The sequence below is a fragment of the Variovorax atrisoli genome (assembly GCF_014195185.1).
Taxonomy (GTDB): domain Bacteria; phylum Pseudomonadota; class Gammaproteobacteria; order Burkholderiales; family Burkholderiaceae_C; genus Variovorax; species Variovorax atrisoli.
In genome coordinates this window covers 439,206-460,704 of the sequence record NZ_JACIBG010000003.1, presented here as the reverse complement: position 1 = coordinate 460,704, position 21,499 = coordinate 439,206, and the positions used below count along the sequence as shown (strand labels likewise).

At 62.1% G+C, this 21,499-nt stretch carries 20 protein-coding genes and 1 pseudogene; 14 read left to right on the top strand and 7 right to left on the bottom strand.

The genetic code is table 11. The features are described from left to right. Positions 1-4: 4 nt before the first annotated feature. From FHY06_RS13310 to FHY06_RS13295, 4 genes are all read left to right on the top strand, one after another. Positions 5-976 (top strand): Bug family tripartite tricarboxylate transporter substrate binding protein, encoded by a 972-nt coding sequence (locus FHY06_RS13310; protein WP_184605421.1) that lies wholly within the window; start codon positions 5-7, stop codon positions 974-976. A gap of 115 nt (positions 977-1,091) precedes the next feature. Beyond that, a complete protein-coding gene (locus FHY06_RS13305; protein WP_184605420.1) occupies positions 1,092-2,783 on the top strand; it encodes a thiamine pyrophosphate-dependent enzyme in 1,692 nt (563 codons plus the stop codon). Further along, positions 2,780-4,198 (top strand): aldehyde dehydrogenase family protein, encoded by a 1,419-nt coding sequence (locus FHY06_RS13300; protein ID WP_184605419.1) that lies wholly within the window; start codon positions 2,780-2,782, stop codon positions 4,196-4,198. The genes FHY06_RS13305 and FHY06_RS13300 overlap by 4 nt, the downstream gene beginning before the upstream one ends. A 125-nt stretch (positions 4,199-4,323) precedes the next feature. After that, positions 4,324-5,199, top strand: a complete 876-nt coding sequence (locus tag FHY06_RS13295) for a Bug family tripartite tricarboxylate transporter substrate binding protein (protein WP_221404238.1) — start codon at positions 4,324-4,326, stop codon at positions 5,197-5,199. Positions 5,200-5,391: 192 nt separating this feature from the next. Here FHY06_RS13295 and hisC read toward each other — a convergent pair whose 3' ends face one another. Continuing rightward, positions 5,392-6,504, bottom strand: coding sequence for a histidinol-phosphate transaminase (gene hisC / locus FHY06_RS13290; protein WP_184605417.1), 1,113 nt, complete (start codon positions 6,502-6,504; stop codon positions 5,392-5,394). Positions 6,505-6,598: 94 nt separating this feature from the next. Here hisC and FHY06_RS13285 point away from each other — a divergent pair, with 94 nt between their 5' ends. After that, the gene (locus FHY06_RS13285) at positions 6,599-7,528 is read left to right on the top strand and encodes a LysR family transcriptional regulator (protein WP_184605416.1); all 930 of its coding nucleotides are present in this window, start codon (positions 6,599-6,601) and stop codon (positions 7,526-7,528) included. A gap of 21 nt (positions 7,529-7,549) precedes the next feature. Here FHY06_RS13285 and FHY06_RS13280 read toward each other — a convergent pair whose 3' ends face one another. From FHY06_RS13280 to FHY06_RS13270, 3 genes are all read right to left on the bottom strand, one after another. Next, positions 7,550-8,524 carry a Bug family tripartite tricarboxylate transporter substrate binding protein gene (locus FHY06_RS13280; RefSeq protein ID WP_184605415.1) on the bottom strand — a complete coding sequence of 325 codons (975 nt, stop codon included), beginning with the start codon at positions 8,522-8,524 and terminating at the stop codon, positions 7,550-7,552. A 900-nt stretch (positions 8,525-9,424) separates the two neighbouring features. Then, positions 9,425-10,366, bottom strand: a complete 942-nt coding sequence (locus FHY06_RS13275; protein WP_184605414.1) for a hypothetical protein — start codon at positions 10,364-10,366, stop codon at positions 9,425-9,427. 1,006 nt (positions 10,367-11,372) lie between these two features. Next, on the bottom strand, positions 11,373-11,798 hold the full coding sequence (locus tag FHY06_RS13270; RefSeq protein WP_132797368.1) for a low affinity iron permease family protein: 426 nt from the start codon (positions 11,796-11,798) through the stop codon (positions 11,373-11,375). A 408-nt stretch (positions 11,799-12,206) separates the two neighbouring features. Between FHY06_RS13270 and FHY06_RS13265 the strand changes: the two genes are divergently transcribed. The 4 genes and pseudogenes from FHY06_RS13265 to FHY06_RS13250 all read left to right on the top strand — a co-directional run. Next, complete coding sequence (locus FHY06_RS13265) at positions 12,207-12,542, top strand: hypothetical protein (protein WP_126185469.1); 336 nt, start codon at positions 12,207-12,209, stop codon at positions 12,540-12,542. A gap of 55 nt (positions 12,543-12,597) precedes the next feature. Continuing rightward, entirely contained in the window at positions 12,598-13,035 is a 438-nt protein-coding gene (locus FHY06_RS13260) for an Hsp20/alpha crystallin family protein (protein WP_184605413.1), read from the top strand. A gap of 66 nt (positions 13,036-13,101) precedes the next feature. Then, positions 13,102-13,476, top strand: a complete 375-nt coding sequence (locus FHY06_RS13255; protein WP_051127589.1) for an Hsp20/alpha crystallin family protein — start codon at positions 13,102-13,104, stop codon at positions 13,474-13,476. Positions 13,477-13,515: 39 nt separating this feature from the next. Next, a pseudogene (locus FHY06_RS13250) lies at positions 13,516-13,686 on the top strand (Hsp20/alpha crystallin family protein); the annotation flags it as partial. Positions 13,687-13,977: 291 nt separating this feature from the next. On the opposite strand, the gene FHY06_RS13245 reads toward FHY06_RS13250, so the two are convergent. The 3 genes from FHY06_RS13245 to FHY06_RS13235 form a co-directional block, all read right to left on the bottom strand. Then, a complete protein-coding gene (locus FHY06_RS13245; protein ID WP_184605412.1) occupies positions 13,978-14,211 on the bottom strand; it encodes a hypothetical protein in 234 nt (77 codons plus the stop codon). 149 nt (positions 14,212-14,360) lie between these two features. After that, a complete protein-coding gene (locus FHY06_RS13240) occupies positions 14,361-14,498 on the bottom strand; it encodes a hypothetical protein (protein WP_260310324.1) in 138 nt (45 codons plus the stop codon). Between the two features lie 78 nt (positions 14,499-14,576). Continuing rightward, the gene (locus tag FHY06_RS13235; protein ID WP_019654781.1) at positions 14,577-14,852 is read right to left on the bottom strand and encodes a hypothetical protein; all 276 of its coding nucleotides are present in this window, start codon (positions 14,850-14,852) and stop codon (positions 14,577-14,579) included. Positions 14,853-15,365: 513 nt separating this feature from the next. On the opposite strand from FHY06_RS13235, the gene FHY06_RS13230 reads away from it, so the two are divergent. The 5 genes from FHY06_RS13230 to FHY06_RS13210 all read left to right on the top strand — a co-directional run bounded on the left by FHY06_RS13230 (position 15,366) and on the right by FHY06_RS13210 (position 21,479). After that, complete coding sequence (locus FHY06_RS13230; protein ID WP_184605411.1) at positions 15,366-16,961, top strand: methyltransferase regulatory domain-containing protein; 1,596 nt, start codon at positions 15,366-15,368, stop codon at positions 16,959-16,961. A 58-nt stretch (positions 16,962-17,019) separates the two neighbouring features. Then, complete coding sequence (ggt, locus tag FHY06_RS13225) at positions 17,020-18,756, top strand: gamma-glutamyltransferase (protein WP_126185474.1); 1,737 nt, start codon at positions 17,020-17,022, stop codon at positions 18,754-18,756. 61 nt (positions 18,757-18,817) lie between these two features. Continuing rightward, on the top strand, positions 18,818-19,567 hold the full coding sequence (locus FHY06_RS13220; RefSeq protein WP_019654785.1) for a pseudouridine synthase: 750 nt from the start codon (positions 18,818-18,820) through the stop codon (positions 19,565-19,567). Between the two features lie 102 nt (positions 19,568-19,669). After that, positions 19,670-20,674 (top strand): YVTN family beta-propeller repeat protein, encoded by a 1,005-nt coding sequence (locus FHY06_RS13215; protein ID WP_019654786.1) that lies wholly within the window; start codon positions 19,670-19,672, stop codon positions 20,672-20,674. Beyond that, on the top strand, positions 20,658-21,479 hold the full coding sequence (locus tag FHY06_RS13210) for a polysaccharide deacetylase family protein (protein ID WP_026346383.1): 822 nt from the start codon (positions 20,658-20,660) through the stop codon (positions 21,477-21,479). Before FHY06_RS13215 ends, FHY06_RS13210 begins: the two co-directional genes overlap by 17 nt. Positions 21,480-21,499: the final 20 nt, after the last annotated feature.

The window sequence follows — 21,499 nt, the reverse complement described above, 5'->3', positions numbered from 1 at the left end:
CGTCATGATGCTCAGAGCATTCGCCGCTTGGCTTGGGATGATGGTTCTGGCCTTGTCCTTTCCTTCGATGGCTCAGGAATGGGCGCCGTCGAAGCCGATCAAGATCGTGGTGCCGATCGTAGGCAGCACCAATGATGCGCTGGCTCGGCTGATCGCACCGAAGCTTCAGGAAGCATTGGGCCAGCCTGTGATCGTCGACAACAAACCCGGCGCAGGGGGCAACATCGGCGCGGAGTTCGTCGCGAAAGCTCCGCCCGATGGGCACACGCTGCTCGTAGGGTACAACGGGCCACTGGCCATCAATCCGTCGCTCTTCGAGAAGATGCCCTTCGACCCGAAGACGGATCTGGCGCCGATCACGCTGGCGGTGAAGTCACCGCAGTACCTGGTGGCGGGACCCGCGGCGGATTTCTCCACCGCCAAGGAGTTCATCGCCAAGGCCAAGGCGAATCCGGGCAAATATTCCTATGCCTCAGTGGCCATGGGTAGTGCTTCCCATCTGACGATGGAAATGCTCAAGGCGGCGGCGCGTATCAATGTCACGCACATCCCCTATAGGGGTGCCACTCCCGCCGTGACGGACCTGCTTGCAGGCAATGTGCATGTCGCATTCATGGTGCCCGGAAATGTCCAGCAATTCGTGGCCACCGGGCGGCTGAAGCTGCTGGCAACAACGGGAGAAAAGCGGTTCCGGAGCTCTCCCGAAATTCCCACGCTCATGGAACTCGGCTACAGAGATCTCGAAGCCACCAGCTGGGTTGGATTGCTCGCTCCGGCGGGAACGCCCAAGCCGATCATTGACCGCTACCACGCCGAGCTCGTCAAGATTCTGAATTCCCCGGAGATCACTGCGCGGCTTCAAGACATGGAGTTCGAGGTTGTCGCTAGCACGCCGGCCCAGTTCGCAACCTGGATTGCATCCGAGTCCAAGAAATGGGGCGCCGTCGTCAAGTCGACCGGAGCCAAGGCCGAATGAGCGAGGTGATTGCCCCAGTTCGGCTGGACGCCTGCTTTCCCTTCGAGCGCGGAGTCAAAGTCTTGCGCTCGACTTTTTTTCTTCCACATACCTTTTCACTTCACGCGATATACACATGACCGCCAAACCGCAATCCACCGGGGGCCAAGCATTGGTCGATGGCCTGATCAAGCACGGCATCAAGGATCTCTTTCTGATTCCAGGCATTCAGCTCGACTGGGCCGTTGACGCATTGCGCCAGCGAAGCGAGGAAATCCGTCTGTTCATTCCGCGACACGAGCAAACGACTACCTACATGGCAGACGGCTACTACCGCGTGACCGGCAAGGTCGGTGCCGCCATGGTGGTGCCAGGCCCCGGAGCGCTCAATGCCGGGGCGGGGTTGGCGACGGCCTATGCGTCTAACTCGAAGGTCCTTTTCGTGACCGGTCAAATTCATTCCAGCGGCATTGGCAAGGGCTGCGGTTTACTGCACGAGATCAAGGACCAGTCTGGCTTCGTTCGAGGGCTGACCAAATGGAATCACATGGTCACCGGGCCTTCCGATATCCGCGTCTCTCTGGACAACGCATTTCGCGAACTTGATCGCGGTCGCCCGCGTCCGGTTGGCCTGGAGATTCCGCATGACTATCTCAGTGCGTCGGCCAGCATCGATCCAAGAGCCGCAGATGCCGCACAACCGTCAACCACACTGAGCCCGGAAGATCTGATTCAGATTCAAGGCGCGGCCAAACTGTTGGACGGCGCGCGCTTCCCAGTGATCTATGTGGGTGGCGGCGTGATCGCAAGTGGGGCTCACGCCGAACTGCAGCGCCTTGCAGAACGGATCGGTGCACCAGTTGTCATGAGCGACAACGGAAGGGGCGCCCTTGACGACAACCATCCGCTGGCGATGAACGCGCTGGCAGGACGCGCGGTGTTCGAGCATGCTGATGTGGTGCTCGTCGTCGGCAGCCGGTTCGTGGACGTGCTCACTCCCACAGCTTCGTGGCCGGCCGGAAAGGTGCAGTACATCCACATCAATATCGATGAAGCGGACTTGGGTGCACCGAGGACGCCCGAAGTCTCTCTTATGGCCGATGCGCTGCCGGCCTTGCGCGAACTCGCAGAACGAGTCAAAGCGAATGTCCGCTTGTCCAACGAAAGCGCAGAGTCGGTCAAGGCCTGGGCGCAGGGTCAGATCGACTCGGTCGAGCCGCAAGCATCCTATGTGCGAGCAATCCGCAGAGCGATGCCGCACGACGGTGTTTTCGTCAACGAGCTGACTCAGGTCGGCTATCTGGCCCGAATCGCATTCCCCGTGCATGCACCGCGCACCTACATCGGACCAGGGTATCAGGGCACATTGGGCTACGGTTTTCCCGTTGCGCTGGGCGCAGCGGTCGGTGCAGCAGGCCGCAGGGTCGTCTCCATCACTGGCGATGGAGGCTTCGGTTGGAACATGCAGGAGCTGGCGACTGCGCAACGCTATCGGCTTCCCCTTACGTTGATCGTTTTCAACGACGGGCACTATGGCAATGTCCGCGCCATCCAGAAGCGGGAGTTCGGCGCGGAAGTCGGTGTTGACCTGACCAATCCAGATTTCGAATTGCTGGCGCGCGCTTTCGGTGTCGCGTTCCAGGCGGTTGGCTCGCCGTCGCAGTTGGAGGCGGCAGTGCGCGAAGCGAATGCACATCCTGGGCCTGTACTGATCGAAGCGAAGGTGGGCGTGATGCCGAGCCCGTGGCACCTGCTGCGGCTTCAACCCATGAAGGGAATGAGCGGTCCGGCGGCACCAGCCAATCCGCTGGGCGAGGCTGCACGATGAGATCCTATGACAGCTTCTATGCCGATGGCGCTTTCGTTAGATCCGGCGGTGGCGCTGCAATGCCCGTGGCGGACCCTTCGACCGGGCGTGTCATTGGCGAAGTTGTCCCCTGCTCGCCGGAGGACGTCGATCAAGCTGTCAGAAGTGCTTCCGCTGGTTTTCAACTGTGGTCCCGGTCTTCGCAGGAAGAACGCAGCGAAGCCCTGACTCGTCTGCATGCAGAGCTTCACAAGCGTGTCGATCAGGCGGTCTCGGCGCTGGCCCTTGAAATGGGATGTCCTGTCTGGCTGGGCCAGCTCATGCAGCTTCCGATGGCCTTGAAGGGCCTGGAGTTCGCGAGAGACGGTATCGAGCAGATCATCTGGACCGAGCAGATCGGCAATGGGAAGGTTGAAAGGGTCCCGGCTGGAGTCGTTGCCGCAATCACGCCCTGGAACTTTCCGCTGCATCAGATCGTCGCCAAGGTCGCACCGGCGATTGCTGCCGGGTGTTCGGTCGTCTTGAAGCCGAGCGAGGTGTCCCCGGGGGCCGCGCAGGTGTTCATGGAGGCAGTCCACTCTGCCGGCATTCCTCCCGGCGTGGTGAACCTGGTTTGGGGCGGTCCCGACGTTGGCGAAAGGCTCGTTCGGCATGCCGATGTTCACCACATCAGCTTCACCGGGTCCACGGCCGTCGGCCGCCGCATCATGATCGCGGCGGCGGAAGATCTGAAACCAGTCACGCTCGAGTTGGGCGGAAAGTCTGCTGCGGTCCTTCTCGATGATGCGGATCTGGACGCAGCTCTGGCCGCCGTGGTTCGCTTGAGCATGGCCAATTCCGGGCAAGCGTGCGTGAGCCAATCGCGCCTCATCGCACCGCGCGGACTGCTCGGTCAGATTGAAGAACGCCTTGAAGCCGCATTGACGCAGTGGCCGATGGGAAATCCGCTGGATATGCGGACACGTTTGGGGCCCGTGGCGAGCCGCGGTCAGCAGGAGCGCGTACTGAGCATGATCGCTCATGCACGTGAGCAGGGTGCTCGTCTTGTCTTAGGTGGGGACAAGATGCCGGAACACCTCGCTCAGGGCTGCTATGTCTTGCCAACCGTTTTCTCGGATGTCCGGTCCGACATGGAGATTGCCCAGGAGGAAGTCTTTGGCCCCGTCCTCTCGGTGATTTCCTATGACTCGGAGGAGGAGGCTGTGGCGTTGGCCAATTCGACCCGTTACGGACTGTCTGGCGCCGTGTGGTCAGCAGACCCTCTCCGAGCCCTCGCGGTTGCCCGAGATATGAAGACTGGCCAGGTAGTGATCAATGGTGCGGCGCAAAACCTTGCGACGCCGTTTGGCGGATGGGGATGGTCTGGTTTCGGACGAGAAAACGGCCGATTCGGGATCGAGGATCTCTTACGGTACCGCGCCTTGCACGGAGCTTGATTCAGGCTCTTGGTGCCATGCACAGGTAAGAAATGCTTAGAAGAAATTTCCTCGCAGCCACCGCGGCTGGCTTGCTCGCTCCCGCTGTGCATGCCGCTCAGAGCTATCCGCAGCGGCCAGTCAAGATGATCGTCCCCTTCGCCGCTGGCGGAGGGACCGACATCGTGGCCAGACTCGTGGCGGCGGAGATGGGGGCCGCGTTGGGGCAGCCCGTGATTGTCGACAACCGTGCGGGCGCCGGGGGAAGTCTGGGTTCCGATGTCGTTGCCAAGTCACCTACGGATGGATACACCATCCTGATGGCGACCGTATCTACGCACGCGATCAATCCGGCTCTTTATGCGAAGCTGCCCTATGACCCGATACGAAGCTTTGCACCCATCTCCTTGATCGCGCGTGTAGGTGGAGTAGTCGTAGTTCAGGCCTCTTCGCCGTACAAGTCCTTGCGGCAACTTGCCGATGCAATGCGAAAAGATCCTGGCAAGTTGACTTTCGGTAGCCAAGGCGTTGGCGGGGTAAGCCATCTCATGGGAGAAATGTTCAACACCCAGGCACACGTGCAATCCACGCATGTCCCGTACAAAGGGGCCGCGCCTGCACTGCAAGATCTGCTGGCGGGAAACATCGACATCGTCTACGACACTGTGCCCGCGCTGCTACCCCATATCCAGTCGGGGAAGTTGCGCGCCCTGGCAGTCACCACGCCGCAGCGGCTCAGCAATCTTCCGGAAACCCCCACTTCTTCCGAGGCTGGATTCCCTGAATTTCTTGTCGCGACGTGGAACGCGTTGCTGGCGCCTGCCAACACGCCGCAGGCCGTTGTGGACCGACTCAATGGCGCCGCCTTGCTCGCGCTGAAGAATCCGGCAATGCGCAGGCGAATGGATGAACTGAGCGCGGAGGCGGTAGGTTCAAGTCCCGCCGAGCTGGCGCGCTTCATGAAAGATGAAGTGAAGCGCTGGGCTCCCGTGGTGCGCGCTTCTGGGGCCCGGGTCGAATAGGGCTGGCATTTCGACCTGCCTACGCCCAGAGGAAAGACCGGACCGATCAGAGCGCGTCTTGCGGCGATGCCTTGTGCCAGCAGTCAAGCGAGAAGGATCTTTGGGTACTGCCGTCTTTCGACGGCACCGGCAAAAAATCTTCTCCTCTCTATCGAGCACTGGAGGCGGCAGCACTCCAAGATAACTGCCCGGCTAGGCCGCAGTCACCGGCGGCTTGCCCAGTTCAGCCTTGCATGCTTCGATGAGCAGTTGCGTGTCTTCCATCGTGCCAATGCTGATCCGAATCCACTCGCCGAGGCCGTACGAACCTACGGGACGAACGATCAGGCCACGCTGTTCGAGGCGGCGAGCCCAGTCCGCTCCATCCGCCACCTTTACAAGAAGAAAATTCGTGTGCGAATTGATGACCTTAAGCCCCAATGCCACCAAGCCTTCTTGCATGGCTGCCTTGGAGCGAGCATTTGTCTCCACCGTTCGAGTGAGGAACTCCTGATCATCAAGCGCTGCGATCGCTGCTCGCTGAGCCGCCTCGGAGACGGTGAATGGTGCCCTCACTCGGCGCAGCATTTCAGCGAGACCGGGGTGTGCGATGCCGTACCCGATCCTCAGCCCTGCAAGACCGTACGCCTTGGAGAAGGTCCGGGTGACCAGGACGTTTGGCAACGTGGTCGCCAGCCGGATCGAGTCCAGCCGCCGATCTGCTGGCATGTATTCGTAGTAAGCCTCGTCGAGCAGTACCACGACATGGGACGGAACCGAACGGATGAATGACTCAAGCTCCATCGGATCCACGCAGGTCCCGGTCGGATTTCCAGGATTGGCGATATAGATCAGCGTCGGGTCTTGTGCCAGCGTCTGCCGCAGGCCGGGGAGGTCGACGTGAAAATCCGGCGAAGCCACTTGCAAAGGGGTTGCTCCTACGCGCTGAGCCGCGTTCACGTAGGCTTGAAAGGAATATTGAGAAAAGGAGGTTCGCCTGCCGATCGAAAGCAAGGTCGAAACAGAGGTGCCGATGATGCTCTCGGAGCCCGCACCGACGACGACCGTCTCGCGGCCCACGCCGTGGAACTGAGCGATAGCCGACACCAGATCTGCGCAATCGTTGTCTGGGTACAGCGACAGATTGATCTGGGCTTGGGCGAGAGCTTCCATGGCCTTGGGGCTGGCGCCAAGTGGGTTCTCATTGGAAGCAAGCTTGACGATTCGCGCACCCGGCAGAAGCCGCGCGACTTCGCTGATGGGTTTGCCCGGAATGTAGGGCTTGATGGCGGCGATGTGATCGGGGTAGGAAACAGGAGAGGTCATTCAACGAATATGCTTGAGGTAACGCAGGATTGCCACCGCTTGCAGCACTTCGTGATTGCCTATGGTTATCGCTTCGGACTACTATTGCAGAACGATGACTTTGCAGCAGTTAAGAGATCTCCTCGCCGTTGTTGCGTATGGCGGATATCGCGCAGCGGCCAGAGCGCTGGATGTCTCGCAGGCGGGTCTTACGAAGAGCCTTGCCAATCTCGAAGCTGAGTACTCTGTCACCTTCTTGCAGCGCACTGCCAAGGGAGTTCTGTTGACTCCCGTGGGGGAGGAGTTTGTTGCCCAGGCCAGAGCCATTCTGCAAGAGGCAGAGAGAGCCGAGGAATGGCTGCAGAACGTCAATCGGCCGGCGACAGGCCAGATCCGATTGGGGGTTTCCATCGATCCCTCGCTGCGTTTGGCGCCGGCGGTCCTCAAGGATTTTCGACTGGCGTTTCCGAGCACGACAATTCACATCACTCAACGTTCGACGTCGGAACTGCTTGCAGGCATCCGGGACAATAGACTGGATCTTGCGGTCACCCGACTACCGGAGTCATTCGAATCCGGTGATCTGACCATCCACTTTCTCTACGAAGGCCGGGCTGCCATCGCTGCGCGCAAGGGGCATCCCCTCGGTGCGGCCCGCTCAGTGCGAGATCTTGCGGCGAGCGAGTGGATCGTCGTCGGAAACCCTAGTATGGCGGGACAGCATGACGAAAGCGTCCAAGAGTTGTTCCTCCGGCATCAGCTTGGTAGCCCGCGATTCGCGGCAGTTTCGGATTCGCTGTTCGGCGCCATCTCGATGCTTCTCGAATCGGACTGCGTAGCCCGTCTGCCGTCCGTGCTGCTCCAGCACCCGCTAGCGATCGGGAACCTGTCCGAGATCAGAATCAAGGAGCAGGTGGATCTGGCCTATCAAGTTGGAATCGTCTTCAAGGCGGGGCGGCGCCTGGGCCGTGAAGCCACTCAGTTGGTGTCCATGCTCAAGTCGTTCTCGCGGCTTGCTCGCGCGCTGGAGACGCGCCGCACGTGAAGTATGACGCCGGCTCGATAATCAGTCGGGTGTGAAGCCCGAGGCCTTCACAACAGGCTCCCACTGCTGCAGCTCGGCCACTTGGAGCTTCGTGAACTCCTGCGAGGGAAGATAGCTCGGCTCCAGCATGAGCTTGTTCAGTCTGGCTTTGAAATCCTTTTCCTGGATGACCTTGGCGATCGCTGCATCGATGCGCGCAACGGTTTCCTTCGGTGTGCGTGCGGGAACGAATGCGCCGAACCAGCCCTCCACGGGTGCCACCTTCAGCCCCTGTTCAGCCAGCGTGGGAATCTCCGGTGCCAGCGCGTAGCGATGAGGACTGAAGATGCCCAGGATACGAATCTTTCCTCCTCGCTGGTGCTCGATCTGATCGACCAATGTATCTACGCCCACCGGAATGTGACCGCCGATGAGGTCTGTGACCAGCGGCGCGCCACCTTTGAAGGCCACATGAGTCCAGTCGACACCCGCTTCCTTGCCGAGCGCGATCGCTGCAAAGTGGGCCATACCTCCGGCTCCGGATGTGCCATAGGATGCCACGGAGGGGTTGGCCTTCATGGCCTTCAGCAGGTCAGGGACGGACTTTGCCGGGGAGTTCGTGGGTACTGCAACACCAAAAGGATAGGACGCGAGACGTGAAACGGGAGTGAAGTCCCGCGTGACGCTGTAGTCGATCTTCCCTGCATAAGTGAGCGACTGGATCGTTGTCAGTGCATTCGGTGCGATAAGAATCACACTGCCGTCGGCGGTGTCTCGCTTTAGTTGCGAGGCTGCAATCCGCCCACCTGCGCCTGGCCGATTGTCGACGACCACGGACGTCTTGAGTTCATCGGAAAGGGGCTGCGCCAGCAGACGGGCCATCGTGTCGACACTCCCTCCCGGCGGATAGGGAACTACGAGCTTGATGAGTGCTGGCGTTTGTGCAGTTGCCGGCATAGCGGCCGCGGCGCTGAGCGAGAGAAAAAGGACCACTACACGGCGCGAAAAATTAAACATGGGATCTACTCCACCGGAACAAAGGAACTCGCATGGTCACTCGCGGCCCTTTGGTTGATCAATGCAAGCAAGTGGCATCGTGATCACTCAAGGCAATCGCATGGATGAGGGCAAACGCATGAGTGCGTCACAGTGGAAGTTTGAAACTTTGGTTGGATTGCACTGACTTGGCGCATCCTGAAGTCCGAGTCCTATTGGCAGAAGTTCCGCGAGCAATTTCGCACCTTATGTACGCAGCTTGATGCACCACATTGCTGCAGCACACGACCGTCAGCTTCAACTTAAGAAAAACTGATAATGGTTATCCCTCGATGCTGAGGCGCAACACTGTGTTTTCCGCAATCTGTGCACTGGGTGACACCGCCGCGCCCATAGAGGGGGGGCAGGCGGCCCTGCTTCGCGAGGCGACGGCGACTCGACGAGAATGATCAAAACTGTGGCCGCCGATGTTCTGTGCGTGCAGCAGGCAAAAACTCGGTGTACGCAAAATTCCTTGCATGGTGTTTTGTGACCTCGACATACCACGGCGTCTGCTCGGCTGGTTGGACGATGCACCAATGCTGCTGACGCAGTGCCGTGCTGCGGCTACGCCGTGGCATCACGGCGATTCTGATTTCGGTCGATAGCTCGAAGGAGCCGCCCGCATTTAGGCGTTACTAGAAATTGTGGAATCCCGAGGAAACGCTGCTTGATATCAGGTCAGTGATGAGCGGTGACGCCAAATGAATTTCTGCCATAGGACACTGATATGGTCGCTCTCGTCAATAGGCGCGCACCTTGAAACGCGAGTTCAGTGGCACGGGGTCTAAGCAACGTCGAAAAACGCGAATAGCGAAGAAATTGCTGCCATTAAATGCGAGCAGGTTCGCTCAAGACGTCGTGAAGATGATGCCGCAGCATCTACCGAGCCTTGTAATGAGGCAGCGTCGTCGCGTACTTTTTTACGTCCTGACGGCGCAGTTGTTCCATGACGTCGGCGATTTCTGTTTCTATGGTCGCGCGGTGTCTAGCCCAATAATTTTTGGCGTTCAGCAAAACAGGACTGCTCATATCCTGAAGATTCAAGCTGTCAAATAGGAGTTGATAGTGTGCGGTCCCTGCCCTGGTGGATTGTTTTGTCGCGAATAAGATTTTTTCGTATTTCCTGAGCATCTGGGAGGCGTCATACGATCTGCTTTCCTCTCCCCTTAGCTTGCTCATGGTGTTTTCCATTTGTTCTTCTCTCTTTTTGAGCTTCGCTGTGAATGGAGAATAAATTTTTTCCAATCCCGGAAGATCTTCCCCTTTCAATCTATTTTCAGTCACTTGTTCATCTTCGGGATAAAGCTGTGCAGAAATTTGCATGCCCACTGTGCGATTCTTGGTCGTTGACGCCATTTCCCCATGAAGATCGGTAGATATTGCGCCATCCGAATGCAGCATCAAGAGATGCGGGTCGAGCATGTTCCGATTGTTTCGTGTGTTGGTTAGTGACCAGCCAGGGAACAAGTTCATAGGCTCGGCGTCGTAGATGGAGCCAAACTTGTGTGTTTTGTTGGGATCCCAATGAGGAGTGACCATGGCATCCGCGAGCTTTCCAATAGGCGCAGACGTGATTGGTTCCAAAGTACTGTATGCCGAGCCTGCAAATAGCTGCAAGGTGCTTGCATAATAGTGCCGCCTTATTGAATTGGGTCGCGCCCCATTGGCAAGGTCAAAAATCTTTTGAAGATCGACGTCTCGAATTTTGTGGCGGATTTGCAGCGCACTGGCCAAGGTGCCTTCCAATTCGATTTCTTTTCTGAGCGTTGTCGCCATACACTCCTCGAGAAACAACTTCAGGGCTGCCTTGTGCATCGTCATGGCCATGGCTCCAGGAAAGTGAAAAAGATGATGGGTCGCGAGTGCCTTTGCTCAGGCACAGGACTCAATCAACCTTTAATGTCAACCCCTGCTGAGATGTGATCAATACCAAGAAGTCGGTAGGTGGTCCGCAAATATGGTGGGAATTTTTGAACTTCGGTACTAGGGGTGGCGCATTGAGCTGTGCTGATGCTGTGACAACAAAGCGAACTTCTCAGGGCTCGCTCACGTCGAGGCTAAACCGCTCGATAAATTGCTGCGTCGGACACATCGTCGTTGTGGGTCAGATTTTTTTCTGAATCCCGAGCGAGTCCAGACGGCCCGATCTGATCTTTCCGCCGACATAGTTCCGCCCGGTATTCGCATCGATGGCCGCGCGAAGCTTTCTTCGAACGCTGGGCTCGATGCGCTCGCGAGAGTGACCTGCCCCCTGTAGACGTGCCAATGTTGAGTTAGCGAGTCCAAGGTTGTGGAGACTACTTGATCTCCGGTGATTGCCTTGCATCGCCAGCGCGCTGGCGATGCAAGGCAGCGAAGCTGGCCGGCGGGATGTTTTGTGGCGGGCGGTCCAGTCCACACCAATATCTCGACATCCCGTACGCAGTTCGATCAGCCCAACTCAACTTCGCGCAATGCAAACCTGCTCGCAGCCTTGGATCGATCCCGAAACGGGCATCGCCCTCCGACCGGTCGACTGCAAGCGATGTGTTGCGAGATTGCAGCAGTTTGGTTTAACCCATCACGGAAAGGCGTACGCGGCTTTCGCCGATCTTGTGGCCGTTAGATTAGTTCTGTTCCGAGCAGGTGATAAACCATCAACGAGATCGACAGCGGCTCCCAAACCGGGGAACAACTCGGGGAACAAATTCTTGAAATTGAAGATTGGCTCCAGTATCGATGGGCCTTTCAGATGATCATTCAGTAGACCCCAGCCCACCAACATGACGTCCGAGGGCGTTCACCGAAGTCCGGTGAACGCCCTTTTCACTTGGACGTTCTCCCTCGGCTATTTCGCCTCTGAATCTTCTTTTCCGTGCCCGCGCCGGCGGCGTTCGGCACGGGTGCGCTCCAGCGTCGCGTGGCTTTTCCTTGCCGCTGCTTCGCACTTCTGGTGCAGGACGCTCAACTCCTGATCGGTGAGCTTCTCGATGCCCATGAATTCGTCTTGGGCGTCGGACGAGCGGATGAGTTCGTCGAGCTTGGTCTGCAGCGCCGCGCCGTCGCGGTTCTGGGTGTTCTGGATCAGGAACACCATCAGGAAGGTCACGATCGTGGTGCCGGTGTTGATGAGAAGCTGCCAGGTCTCCGAGAAGCCGAAGAATGGTCCCGAAATCGCCCATGCCACGACGATGGCCACGCACGCCAGGAAGGTGATCGGACTTCCTGCGATGTGGGCGATCCGATTGGCGAAGCGGGCGAAGAGCTGGTCCATGGTTCTTCAAGTTGTTATGCGTTTTGCCGCGAAGGTTGACCGCATCGGCGGCGCCCGTGCGTCGGCCGGCGCCGCAGAAGTTGCTCAGGTAAAGCCGAGATGTTCGTCAGTTCGAGCCATTGCCTTCCAGCGGTCGCGCCATGCAGGGCGCACGTTGCCGGAGTCGGATTTGTCCGACACCGCGGGCACGAACCGTGTCGTAGATTCTGGCTCCCTGCGGTCTCCCCGTAGGCTTGCTGTAAACCTCAGCCCGGCCCGAGCGGCCGGGCTTTTTTTCGCGTGGGGCATCGTCCCTGCACGGCCTTCGTGCTCGGGCCCGGGCGTCGAGAAACTCCCTCTTGAAAACGGCGAGGCGCCGCCTATCTTCACCTCCGTCGGAAATTGGTCGACCGAAAAGGAGGTAATGCAATGACCATGAACTTGCTCAAGCAAATCGCCGGCTCCCGCCTACCTGTCACGTTCTATCGCACTGAAGACATCGACCAGGTCAGGGTACTGCGCGCCGCCGGGCTCGTCGTCGCCCTCGTGCCGTCGCCTTCGGATCCTCTTTCCCTGTCTGGTGCAGCCTCGGCTGCGCAGGTGCTTGCCATCACCCAGAAGGGACGCGAGGAACTGGCGAAATTCAACTATCCGGACTCACGCGCCCCGCGCTGGCGAAGCCGTTCGCCGCGCTTCACCGCACGGCTGCGCTCGTTCGCCCGCGGCTCCTCGCAGGCTGCCAGCGCTTCCCGCCTGCCCCAGTGAGGGCTCCGGCCCTTTCCCAGGTTTTCACAGGTTCCAGATTTTTGGAGGTTCAGCCATGTACCGAGCTTTCTTCCCGCGCGACATGCTCGCGGAAATGGACCGTCTGCAGCGAGACATGCGGCAGGCGTTCGATGTTGCACCCACCATCCGGGGCTTCGGCAGCAACGGGTTTCCCGCGCTGAATGTCGGTGCGACGCCGCAGGCGGTGGAAATCTATGCCTTCGCTCCCGGCGTCGATCCGTCCACGCTGGAGGTCCATCTCGAGCGCGGCCTGCTGACCATCGCCGGCGAGCGCAAGAGCGTGCTGCCCGAAGCGGATGCGAAGGCGGCCGTGCACATCAACGAATGCTTCGAAGGTTCGTTCCGCCGCATGTTGACGCTGCCCGACGATGCGGACCCCGAGGCGGTCGATGCCAAGCTGCGTGACGGCTTGCTGCACATCACCGTCCGCCGCCGCGCATCGGCCCAGCCGCGCCGCATCGCCGTCCAGTGATCGCTGTCCAGTGATATCGAGGAGATGAACACCATGAGCAACGACATCCAGACCCGTTCTTCCGGCATGCCGGAGAACCACGAGCCGAAGAAGGCTCCGCGCTATGGCAGCGCCGCGCTGACGCCTCCTGTCGACGTGATCGAAGATGCGGGAGGCATCACGCTCTATGCCGACCTTCCAGGGGTTTCGCGCGAGAACCTGAACCTCCACGTTGAAGCGGAGACTCTGACCATCGAGGCCGAGTCGAGCCTGACCGTGCCCGAAGGCCTGAAGACCAGCCATACGGAAGTCGGCCTCGGGCGGTTCCAGCGCGTCTTCACGCTCAGCAAGGAGCTGGACACCGAGAAGGTGTCCGCGGAGCTTGCGCAGGGCGTGCTGAAGCTGCGGATCCCCAAGGCCGAGCACGCGAAGCCCAGGCGCATCAACGTCGAGGTGGCTTGAGCGATGGTGGGCGGGGCGGTTCGCCGTGCCCGAAGGCCTAAGACCAGCCATACGGAAGTTGGCCTCGGGCGGTTCCAGCGCGTCTTCACGCTCAGCAAGGAGCTGGACACCGAGAAAGTGTCCGCGGAGCTTGCGCAGGGCGTGCTGAAGCTGCGGATCCCCAAGGCCGAGCACGCGAAGCCCAGGCGCATCCACGTGGAGGTGGCTTGAGCGATGGTGGGCGGGGCGGTTCGCTGCCCCGCCGAGGTGGATTCGACGCAGCTCAAGCAGGTCTTTCGCGATCGTGCGTCGCAATGCGCTGCCGCTGCGGCGGCCCGCTATCGGAAGGCGCTGAAGGCACCGATTCCGCCGGGAGTGCGCGGGTGGTCGAGCGCCAGGCTGAGGGCGCCCAGCAACCATGACCAGATCAAGGCGCTGCGGGACGAGCTGTGCGAACGGTCTTGAGTTCGTATGTGCCCAGCCTGACGACCAGGCACTTGCTGGTAGGCATCGATCGGGAGATCAGGCCAGAACGGCTGGCCCCCGGTCGGGGCCGATCGGGGAGCTTATGGTTGTTGGTCCGACCGGCTGTACGTCGAGCGGATCGCAAGGGCTGCTGATCTGGTTTCCGTCGAACTTCACTCGCAGGAACCTTCCGTTCGCGCCGGCTACAGTGCCGAGCCTGCCGTCACACAATACGCGGCTTCCTCGCTCGAGATCGAGCCCGTGCAGCCGGCAAATCTCCTTGATGGTCATCTTTCTTGCTCACGGCGTAGTTGTCAGCAAATTGTTTTCGGATGACAGGGAGGCGTCTTCTTCCGGGATTCGTCCGCTTGTGTAGGACGGGCGCGTGGGCGCTTGAAGTCGTGCGCCGCGTCCGGCGACGTCAGCTCAGGCGGGCGCTGTCAATAGCACTGGAAGAGGACGCCCTGTTCCGCAGGAGCCTTGCCCAGCCAGCGCGGCGTCTTGTCGCGCGCATCGCAATAGTCTGATGCCTGGACATAGGTCATGGCGCGCAGCACGCCTTCACGGACTTGCGTCACCTCGTTCGGGGGAGTGGAACAGCCGGCGACGAGGACCAGAGTGAGCGGAAGCAGTGTGCGCCAAATCATCGGGGCATTCTAAGACCGGGGATCGTTGGAGCTGCGCCCGCGGCCCGGGTAGAGATACCTGAAGTACTCGCCCGACCGGCCGAACAATTGCCTGGCGAGCTGGACCGGATCTTCGTCCTTGTGCTTTTCGTAGAGCACGGGTCCCCAGATGATGAAGCCGTCGATGCTGAGGCTCCTGGGTGAAGGCTCGATGGCCTTCCATGCATGTGCGAACTTCGAGATCCAGGCAAGCGCTTCCTTGAGCGGGTAGTTCGGCGGCGGGGTCGTTTCGTCGGTCGCGGGCATGGCGGACTTTCTTGTTGAAAAGACTGTATGAATATACAGTAAACTACGCCCATGGAAAACATGCCCGCCACTCTCTGGATCGCCGCCTGCGCGCACCGGCTGCAGCAGCGGTGGCACACGGTGGACGCCCTCGAGCTCGAGGACGTCGCACGAACCCTGTGGCGCGACGCGCGCCTGCGTGCGATGTGGCCTGAAGACGCCGCGGCAGACTGGCTCCGCCCGGTGGCCCGCCTCGAGGAATGCGGCGAATGTTCTTCCGGTCCCGGTCCTTCCCATCCCAGTTTCTCCTTGACGGGTAAACCGTCCCCCGCTGGTCAACCTGTGCGGGGGCCTTGACGCAATGCCAAGCAGATAGGCTTTTCACGCCCGGCCATTTGGCCGGGCTTTTTTATTGCGCGATGGCCTGTGGTCACGGCTATAGTCGGCGAGCACTGTCACATCGCAGTCACCGTCTGTGATCGTCTCTGCGCTCCTTCCTGCCACCTGCCCAGATCCCGAAGAAAAAGGACGCCCGTGCCGGACTCCCTGACTTCCGAGTTGACCAGCTACTACGACACGGTGCCCTACGACTCGCATCCGTTTCCGCAATCGGCGATGGAGCACCTGGAAGCGCTGGCCTTTCTCTTTGGTCTGGACGTTCCTCCTCCCGCGACGGCCCGCGTGCTGGAACTCGGCTGCGCCGCCGGCGGCAATCTGATTCCCTTCGCGGCGCGCCATCCCGAGGCGCGCGCGGTCGGCGTCGACCTCTCGACGGTGCAGGTGGCCCAGGGCGCTGCCGCCATCGCGCGCGCGGGGCTGTCGAACATCGAACTCAAGGCGTTCAACCTGGCGGAGATCGACGCCTCGTTCGGCCAGTTCGACTACATCGTCTGCCACGGCGTCTACAGCTGGGTGCCAGGCGAGGTGCAGGACGCGATCCTGCGCATCTGCAGCGAGAACCTCGCGCCCAACGGCGTGGCCTACGTCAGCTACAACGTTTACCCCGGCTGGAAGGCGCGCGAGATCGTGCGCGACGCGATGATCCTGCGCGGCGGCCCGCGCGATACGCCGGAAGAAAAGCTCTCCTATGCGCGAGGCATGCTCGACTTCCTCGAGCAGTCGGCCCGTGCCGACAGCGTGCTCAAGAAGACGCTCGAAGAGGCGATGCCCATCGTGCGCAACGCCAACAGCTCCTACCTGCTGCACGAGTTCCTCGAGCCATGCAACGCGCCGTGCTATTTCAAGGAGTTCGTTGCGCGCGCGCAGACCCGCGGCCTGGCCTACCTGTGCGACGCCGAGCCGTCGACGATGTTCGTGCAGAACTACGGCGAGAAGGTGCGCGATCCGCTGCTGCGCGAGTGCGGGGGCAGCCAGGTGCTCATGGAGCAGTACCTCGATTTCCTGGTCAATCGCACGTTCCGCCAGACGCTGCTGGTCGGGCAGGCCCACGCCCAGGGCGTCCGCTACAGGCTGGAGCCTGCGCGCATCCGCCAGCTCGAGCTCGCGGGTGCCTTCAAGACGGAAGACGGTTCTGCGCTCGCGCTCGATGCGCGCGAGCAGCCCTGCAATGCGCAGCGCGGCCTCAAGGTGACGCTGCGGCTGCCGGTGCACAAGGCGGTGGCGCATCTGCTCGACACGCGCTATCCGGCCACGATGTCTGCCGGATCGCTCATCGAGGCGGTGGCCGCGCTGGTGGGGCAGCCTGCGGCGGCGGTCGAGCCGGCTGTGATGGCCATGGTCGAGGAGCTGCTGATCCTCGGTGCCCTGCGTTTTAGGCGCTCGCCGGTGCGCACCGCCGAAACGGTCTCCAGCCTGCCGCGGGCCTTGTCCGCGGTGCGAAGCGCGGTGGCTCTCGTGCCCGGTGCCAGTCCCGCCGCCAGCACCTGCAACCAGTGGCATGAGCATGTGACGGTGTCGCTGCTCGAACGCAGCCTGCTGCCGCTGCTCGACGGCACCCGTTCGCACGAGGCGCTGGCAGAGCATCTCGAAGCCGAGGTGCGCAGCGACAGGCTGCGCTTCGTCAAGGACGAAAAGCCGCTGACCGATCCGGCGGCCGTCAGGGAGTTCGCGCGCCAGCAGGTTGCGGTCGCGCTCGACGCGCTTCGCCGCAAGGGGCTGCTCACGGCATGAGCTGCCGGCAGGGCACCACACCAAAGATTCTTCAACACGCTCTAGAGGAGACTTCAACATGCAACAAATCCACTGGACTCCCAAGCTGAGGGGCGCCGTCGCGGCGGTGCTCGCGCTGGCCGCGGCCGGCGCGACGCACGCGGCGTCGGTGGCGCCCGTCGCCGCCGAGAACGGTATGGTCGTGAGTGCCCAGCACCTGGCCACCAAGGTCGGCGTCGACGTGCTCAAGCGCGGCGGCAACGCGGTCGACGCGGCGGTGGCCGTGGGCTATGCGCTTGCGGTGGTCTATCCCGCGGCGGGCAACCTCGGCGGCGGCGGCTTCATGACCGTGCAGCTGGCCGACGGCCGCAAGACCTTCCTCGACTTCCGCGAGAAGGCCCCGCTGGCCGCCACGGCCAACATGTACCTCGACAAGGACGGCAACGTCATCAAGGGCCTGAGCACCAAGGGCCACCTCGCCGTGGGCGTGCCCGGCAGCGTCTCGGGCATGGAATACGCGCGCGAGAAGTACGGCACCATGAAGCGCGGCGAGCTGCTCGCCCCGTCGATCCAGCTGGCGGAGAAGGGCTTCGCGCTGGAGCAGGGCGACATCGACCTGCTCGCCACCGCCACGGCCGACTTCAAGGAAGACCCGGCCACGGCCGCCATCTTCCTGAACAAGGGCGAGCCCTACAAGGTGGGCGACAAGCTGGTGCAGAAGGACCTGGCCAAGACCCTGCGCGAGATCAGCGCCAAGGGCACCGACGGCTTCTACAAGGGCTGGGTCGGCAACGCCATCGTGGCCTCCAGCCAGGCTGGCAAGGGCCTGATCACGCAGGCCGACCTCGATCAGTACAAGACGCGCGAAATGGCACCCGTGGAGTGCGACTACCGCGGCTACCGCGTCGTGTCGGCGCCCCCGCCGAGCTCGGGCGGCGTGATCATCTGCGAGATGCTCAACATCCTCGAGGGCTATCCGCTCAAGGACCTGGGCTACCGCTCGGCACAGGCCGTGCACTACCAGATCGAGGCCATGCGCCACGCCTACGTGGACCGCAACAGCTACCTGGGCGACCCCGACTTCGTGAAGAACCCGCTCGACCGGCTGCTCGACAAGGGCTACGCCGAGAAGATCCGCGCCGTCATCGACCCGAAGAAGGCCGGTGTCTCCAAGGACATCAAGCCCGGCGTCGCACCGCATGAAGGCAGCAACACCACCCACTACTCGATCGCCGACAAGTGGGGCAACGCGGTCTCGGTGACCTACACGCTGAACGACTGGTTCGGCGCCAAGGTCACGGCCGCCAAGACCGGCGTGCTGCTGAACGACGAGATGGACGACTTCACCTCGAAGGTGGGCGTGCCCAACCTCTACGGCCTGGTGCAGGGCGAGGCCAACAAGATCGAGCCGGGCAAGCGCCCGCTGAGCTCGATGAGCCCGACCATCGTGTCCAAGGACGGCAAGCCGGTGATGGTGGTCGGCACCCCGGGTGGCAGCCGCATCATCACCGCGGTGATGCTGACCATGATCAATGCCATCGACTACGGCATGAACGTGCAGGAAGCCGTCGACGCGCCGCGCTTCCACCAGCAGTGGCTGCCCGACGTCACCAACGTCGAGACCTACGCGCTGAGCCCCGACACGCGCAAGATCCTGACCGACATGGGCCACAACCTGGGCGTGCCGCAGCCGGCCAACCACCTCGCCGCGATCATCGTCGGCGCGCCCTCGCTGGGCGGCAAGCCGGTGGGCAACAACCGCTTCTACGGCGCGAACGACCCGCGCCGCAACACGGGCCTGGCGGCAGGCTACTGATCCTGCGGCAAACTCGAAGGCGGTCGTGCCCTTGACGGCGCGGCCGCTTTTTTCATTTCCCATGCACCTGCAAGACATCCTATTCACCCAGGGCTTCGGCACGCGCCGCGTGTGCGCGGGCCTTGTCCAGCAAGGCCTCGTGACCATCGACGGCAAGGCGGTGATCGACCCCTTCGCCGATCTCGACCCCGAGGGCCTTCAGTACACAGTGCAGGGCACCCCGTGGGAGTACCACGAGAAGGCCTACCTGATGCTGCACAAGCCCGCCGGCACCGAGTGCTCGCAGAAGCCCTCGACATATCCGAGCATCTACACGCTGCTGCCGTCGCCGCTGCGGTTGCGGCCCAACAAGGGCGCAGTGCAGGGCGTGCAGGCCATCGGCCGGCTCGACCAGGACACCACCGGCCTGCTGCTCCTGACCGACGACGGCCAGTTCATCCACAAGATGGGCTCGCCCAAGCACCACGTGCCCAAGGTCTACGAGGTGACGGCCAAGCACCCGGTGGACGAGGCGCAGATCGCGAAACTGCTGGCCGGCGTGGTGCTCGACGACGATCCGAAGCCGGTACGCGCCGCCGCCTGCGAGTCCGATGGCCCGCTGCACCTGCGGCTCACCCTCACCGAGGGCAAGTACCACCAGGTCAAGCGCATGCTGGCGGCGGTCGGCAACCGGGTGGAGGGGCTGCATCGCTCGCGCATCGGCGACCTGGCGCTGCCAGCCGACCTCGCGCCCGGGCAGTGGCGCTGGCTGACGGCCGACGAGGTCGCGGGCCTGCGCGCACCGGCCAGGCCCGCCAAGGCATTGAAGTAGAAGGGGAAAAACGCAGGGAAACGAGGGAAAAGGGCACGATTCCGGTCAGCCAGTCTTAAGGGCCGGCCGTTAACATTCCGAACTCTCTCCCGGAATCTTCCCTTGCGACTCCCTGCCCGACCGAACGGCCGCCTCGCGGCTTTCCTGCTTGCCTGCATGACGGCCTTCGCGGCCCACACCGCCGCCGCAGCGCCGGAACCCCCTCCGATCTTCGTGCTCAACTCGCTGGACGCGAACGTCAGCGTGATCAATCCCGTCGACTGGACGGAAAAGCTGCGCATTCCCACCGGCAAGGAGCCGCACCACATCTACATGACGCCCGACGAGAAGTCGGTCATCGTGGCCAATTCGGCGGGCGACTCGCTGACCTTCCTGAACCCTCGCACGGCGGAAGTCCAGCGCGTGGTCTACGGGATCATCGATCCATACCAGCTGCAGTTCTCGCGCGACATGAAGTGGTTCGTGACGGCCGGCAACCGGCTGAACCACGTCGACGTCTACCGCTGGGACGGCAAGGACCTGAAGCTGGCCAAGCGCATCGCCAGCGGCAAGACGCCCAGCCACATCTGGATCGACAACACCAGCACCATCGCCTACGTGACGATGCAGGACAGCGACGAGATGATCGCCGTCGACCTGCCCACCCAGACCATCAAGTGGCGCGTCGCCACCGGCGCCATGCCGGCCGACATCTTCGGCGTGCACAACGACAAGACGCTGCTCGTCGGCCTGACCGGCAGCGATGGCGTGCAGGTGTTCGACGTGGCGGGCGCCGAGCCCAAGCTGGTCGGCAAGATCCCCACCGGCAAGGGCGCCCATGCCTTCCGGTCGGCCGGCGACGGCAAGACCGTGTTCGTGAGCAACCGCGTGGCCAACACCATCAGCCGCATCGACCTGGCGACGCTGAAGGTGGTCGCGACCTACCCGGTGCCCGGCGGCCCCGACTGCATGGACGTCTCTGCCGACGGCAAGACGCTCTACGTGACCTCGCGCTGGGCCAAGAAGCTCAGCGTGGTCGACCTGGCCAGCAACAAGGTCGTGCGCCAGGTCAACGTCGGACGCTCGCCGCACGGCGTGTGGACCCTGGACCATGCGAAGCGCATCTAGGCGCGCCGGGGTCGCCGCCGCGGCCTCCATGGTCGTCCTGGCGGCGGCGCTCGCGCCCGGCGCCTGGGCGGCGCAGGAGCCGGCCGCCTGCGAGAAGCCCGTCTACCTGACCTTCGACACCGGCCACATGGGCATCGCGCCCCTGGTGGCCGACGTGCTCAAGCGGCAGGACGTGCGCGTCACCTTCTTCGCCGCCGCCGAGCGCACCCAGACCGACGGCGACAGCCTCGACGACCACTGGGCGCCCTGGTGGAAGGCGAGGGCGGCCGAAGGCAACGAATTCGGCTCCCACACCTATGACCACGCCTACTGGCGCGGCGACGTGAAGGGCACGCCCCCCAGCTTCCGCATCAGGCCTTCGGCCGGCCCGCAGAACGGCAAGGAATCGACCTGGAGCGCGGCCGAGTACTGCGCCAACATCAGGAAGGCTTCCGACCGGCTGGCGGCGGTCACCGGAAAGAAGCCGCTGCCGCTGTATCGCGCGCCGGGTGGCAAGACCTCGCCCGCGCTCCTGGCTGCGGCCGAGGGCTGTGGTTACAAATACGTGGGCTGGGCGAGTGCCGGATTCCTCGGCGACGAACTGCCGAGCGAGAAATTCAGCAACGCGAAGCTGCTGACGCAGGCGCTGGACACCATCCGCCCCGGCGACATCCTGCTCGCCCACCTGGGCATCTGGTCGCGCAAGGACCCGTGGGCGCCCGCCAACCTCGAGCCGCTGATCGTTGGCCTGAAGGCCAAGGGCTTCTGCTTCCGTACGCTGCGCCAGCATCCGGACTTCAAGGGCTGGATCGCCTCCCATCCCTGAAAACCTGAACGACGAGTTTT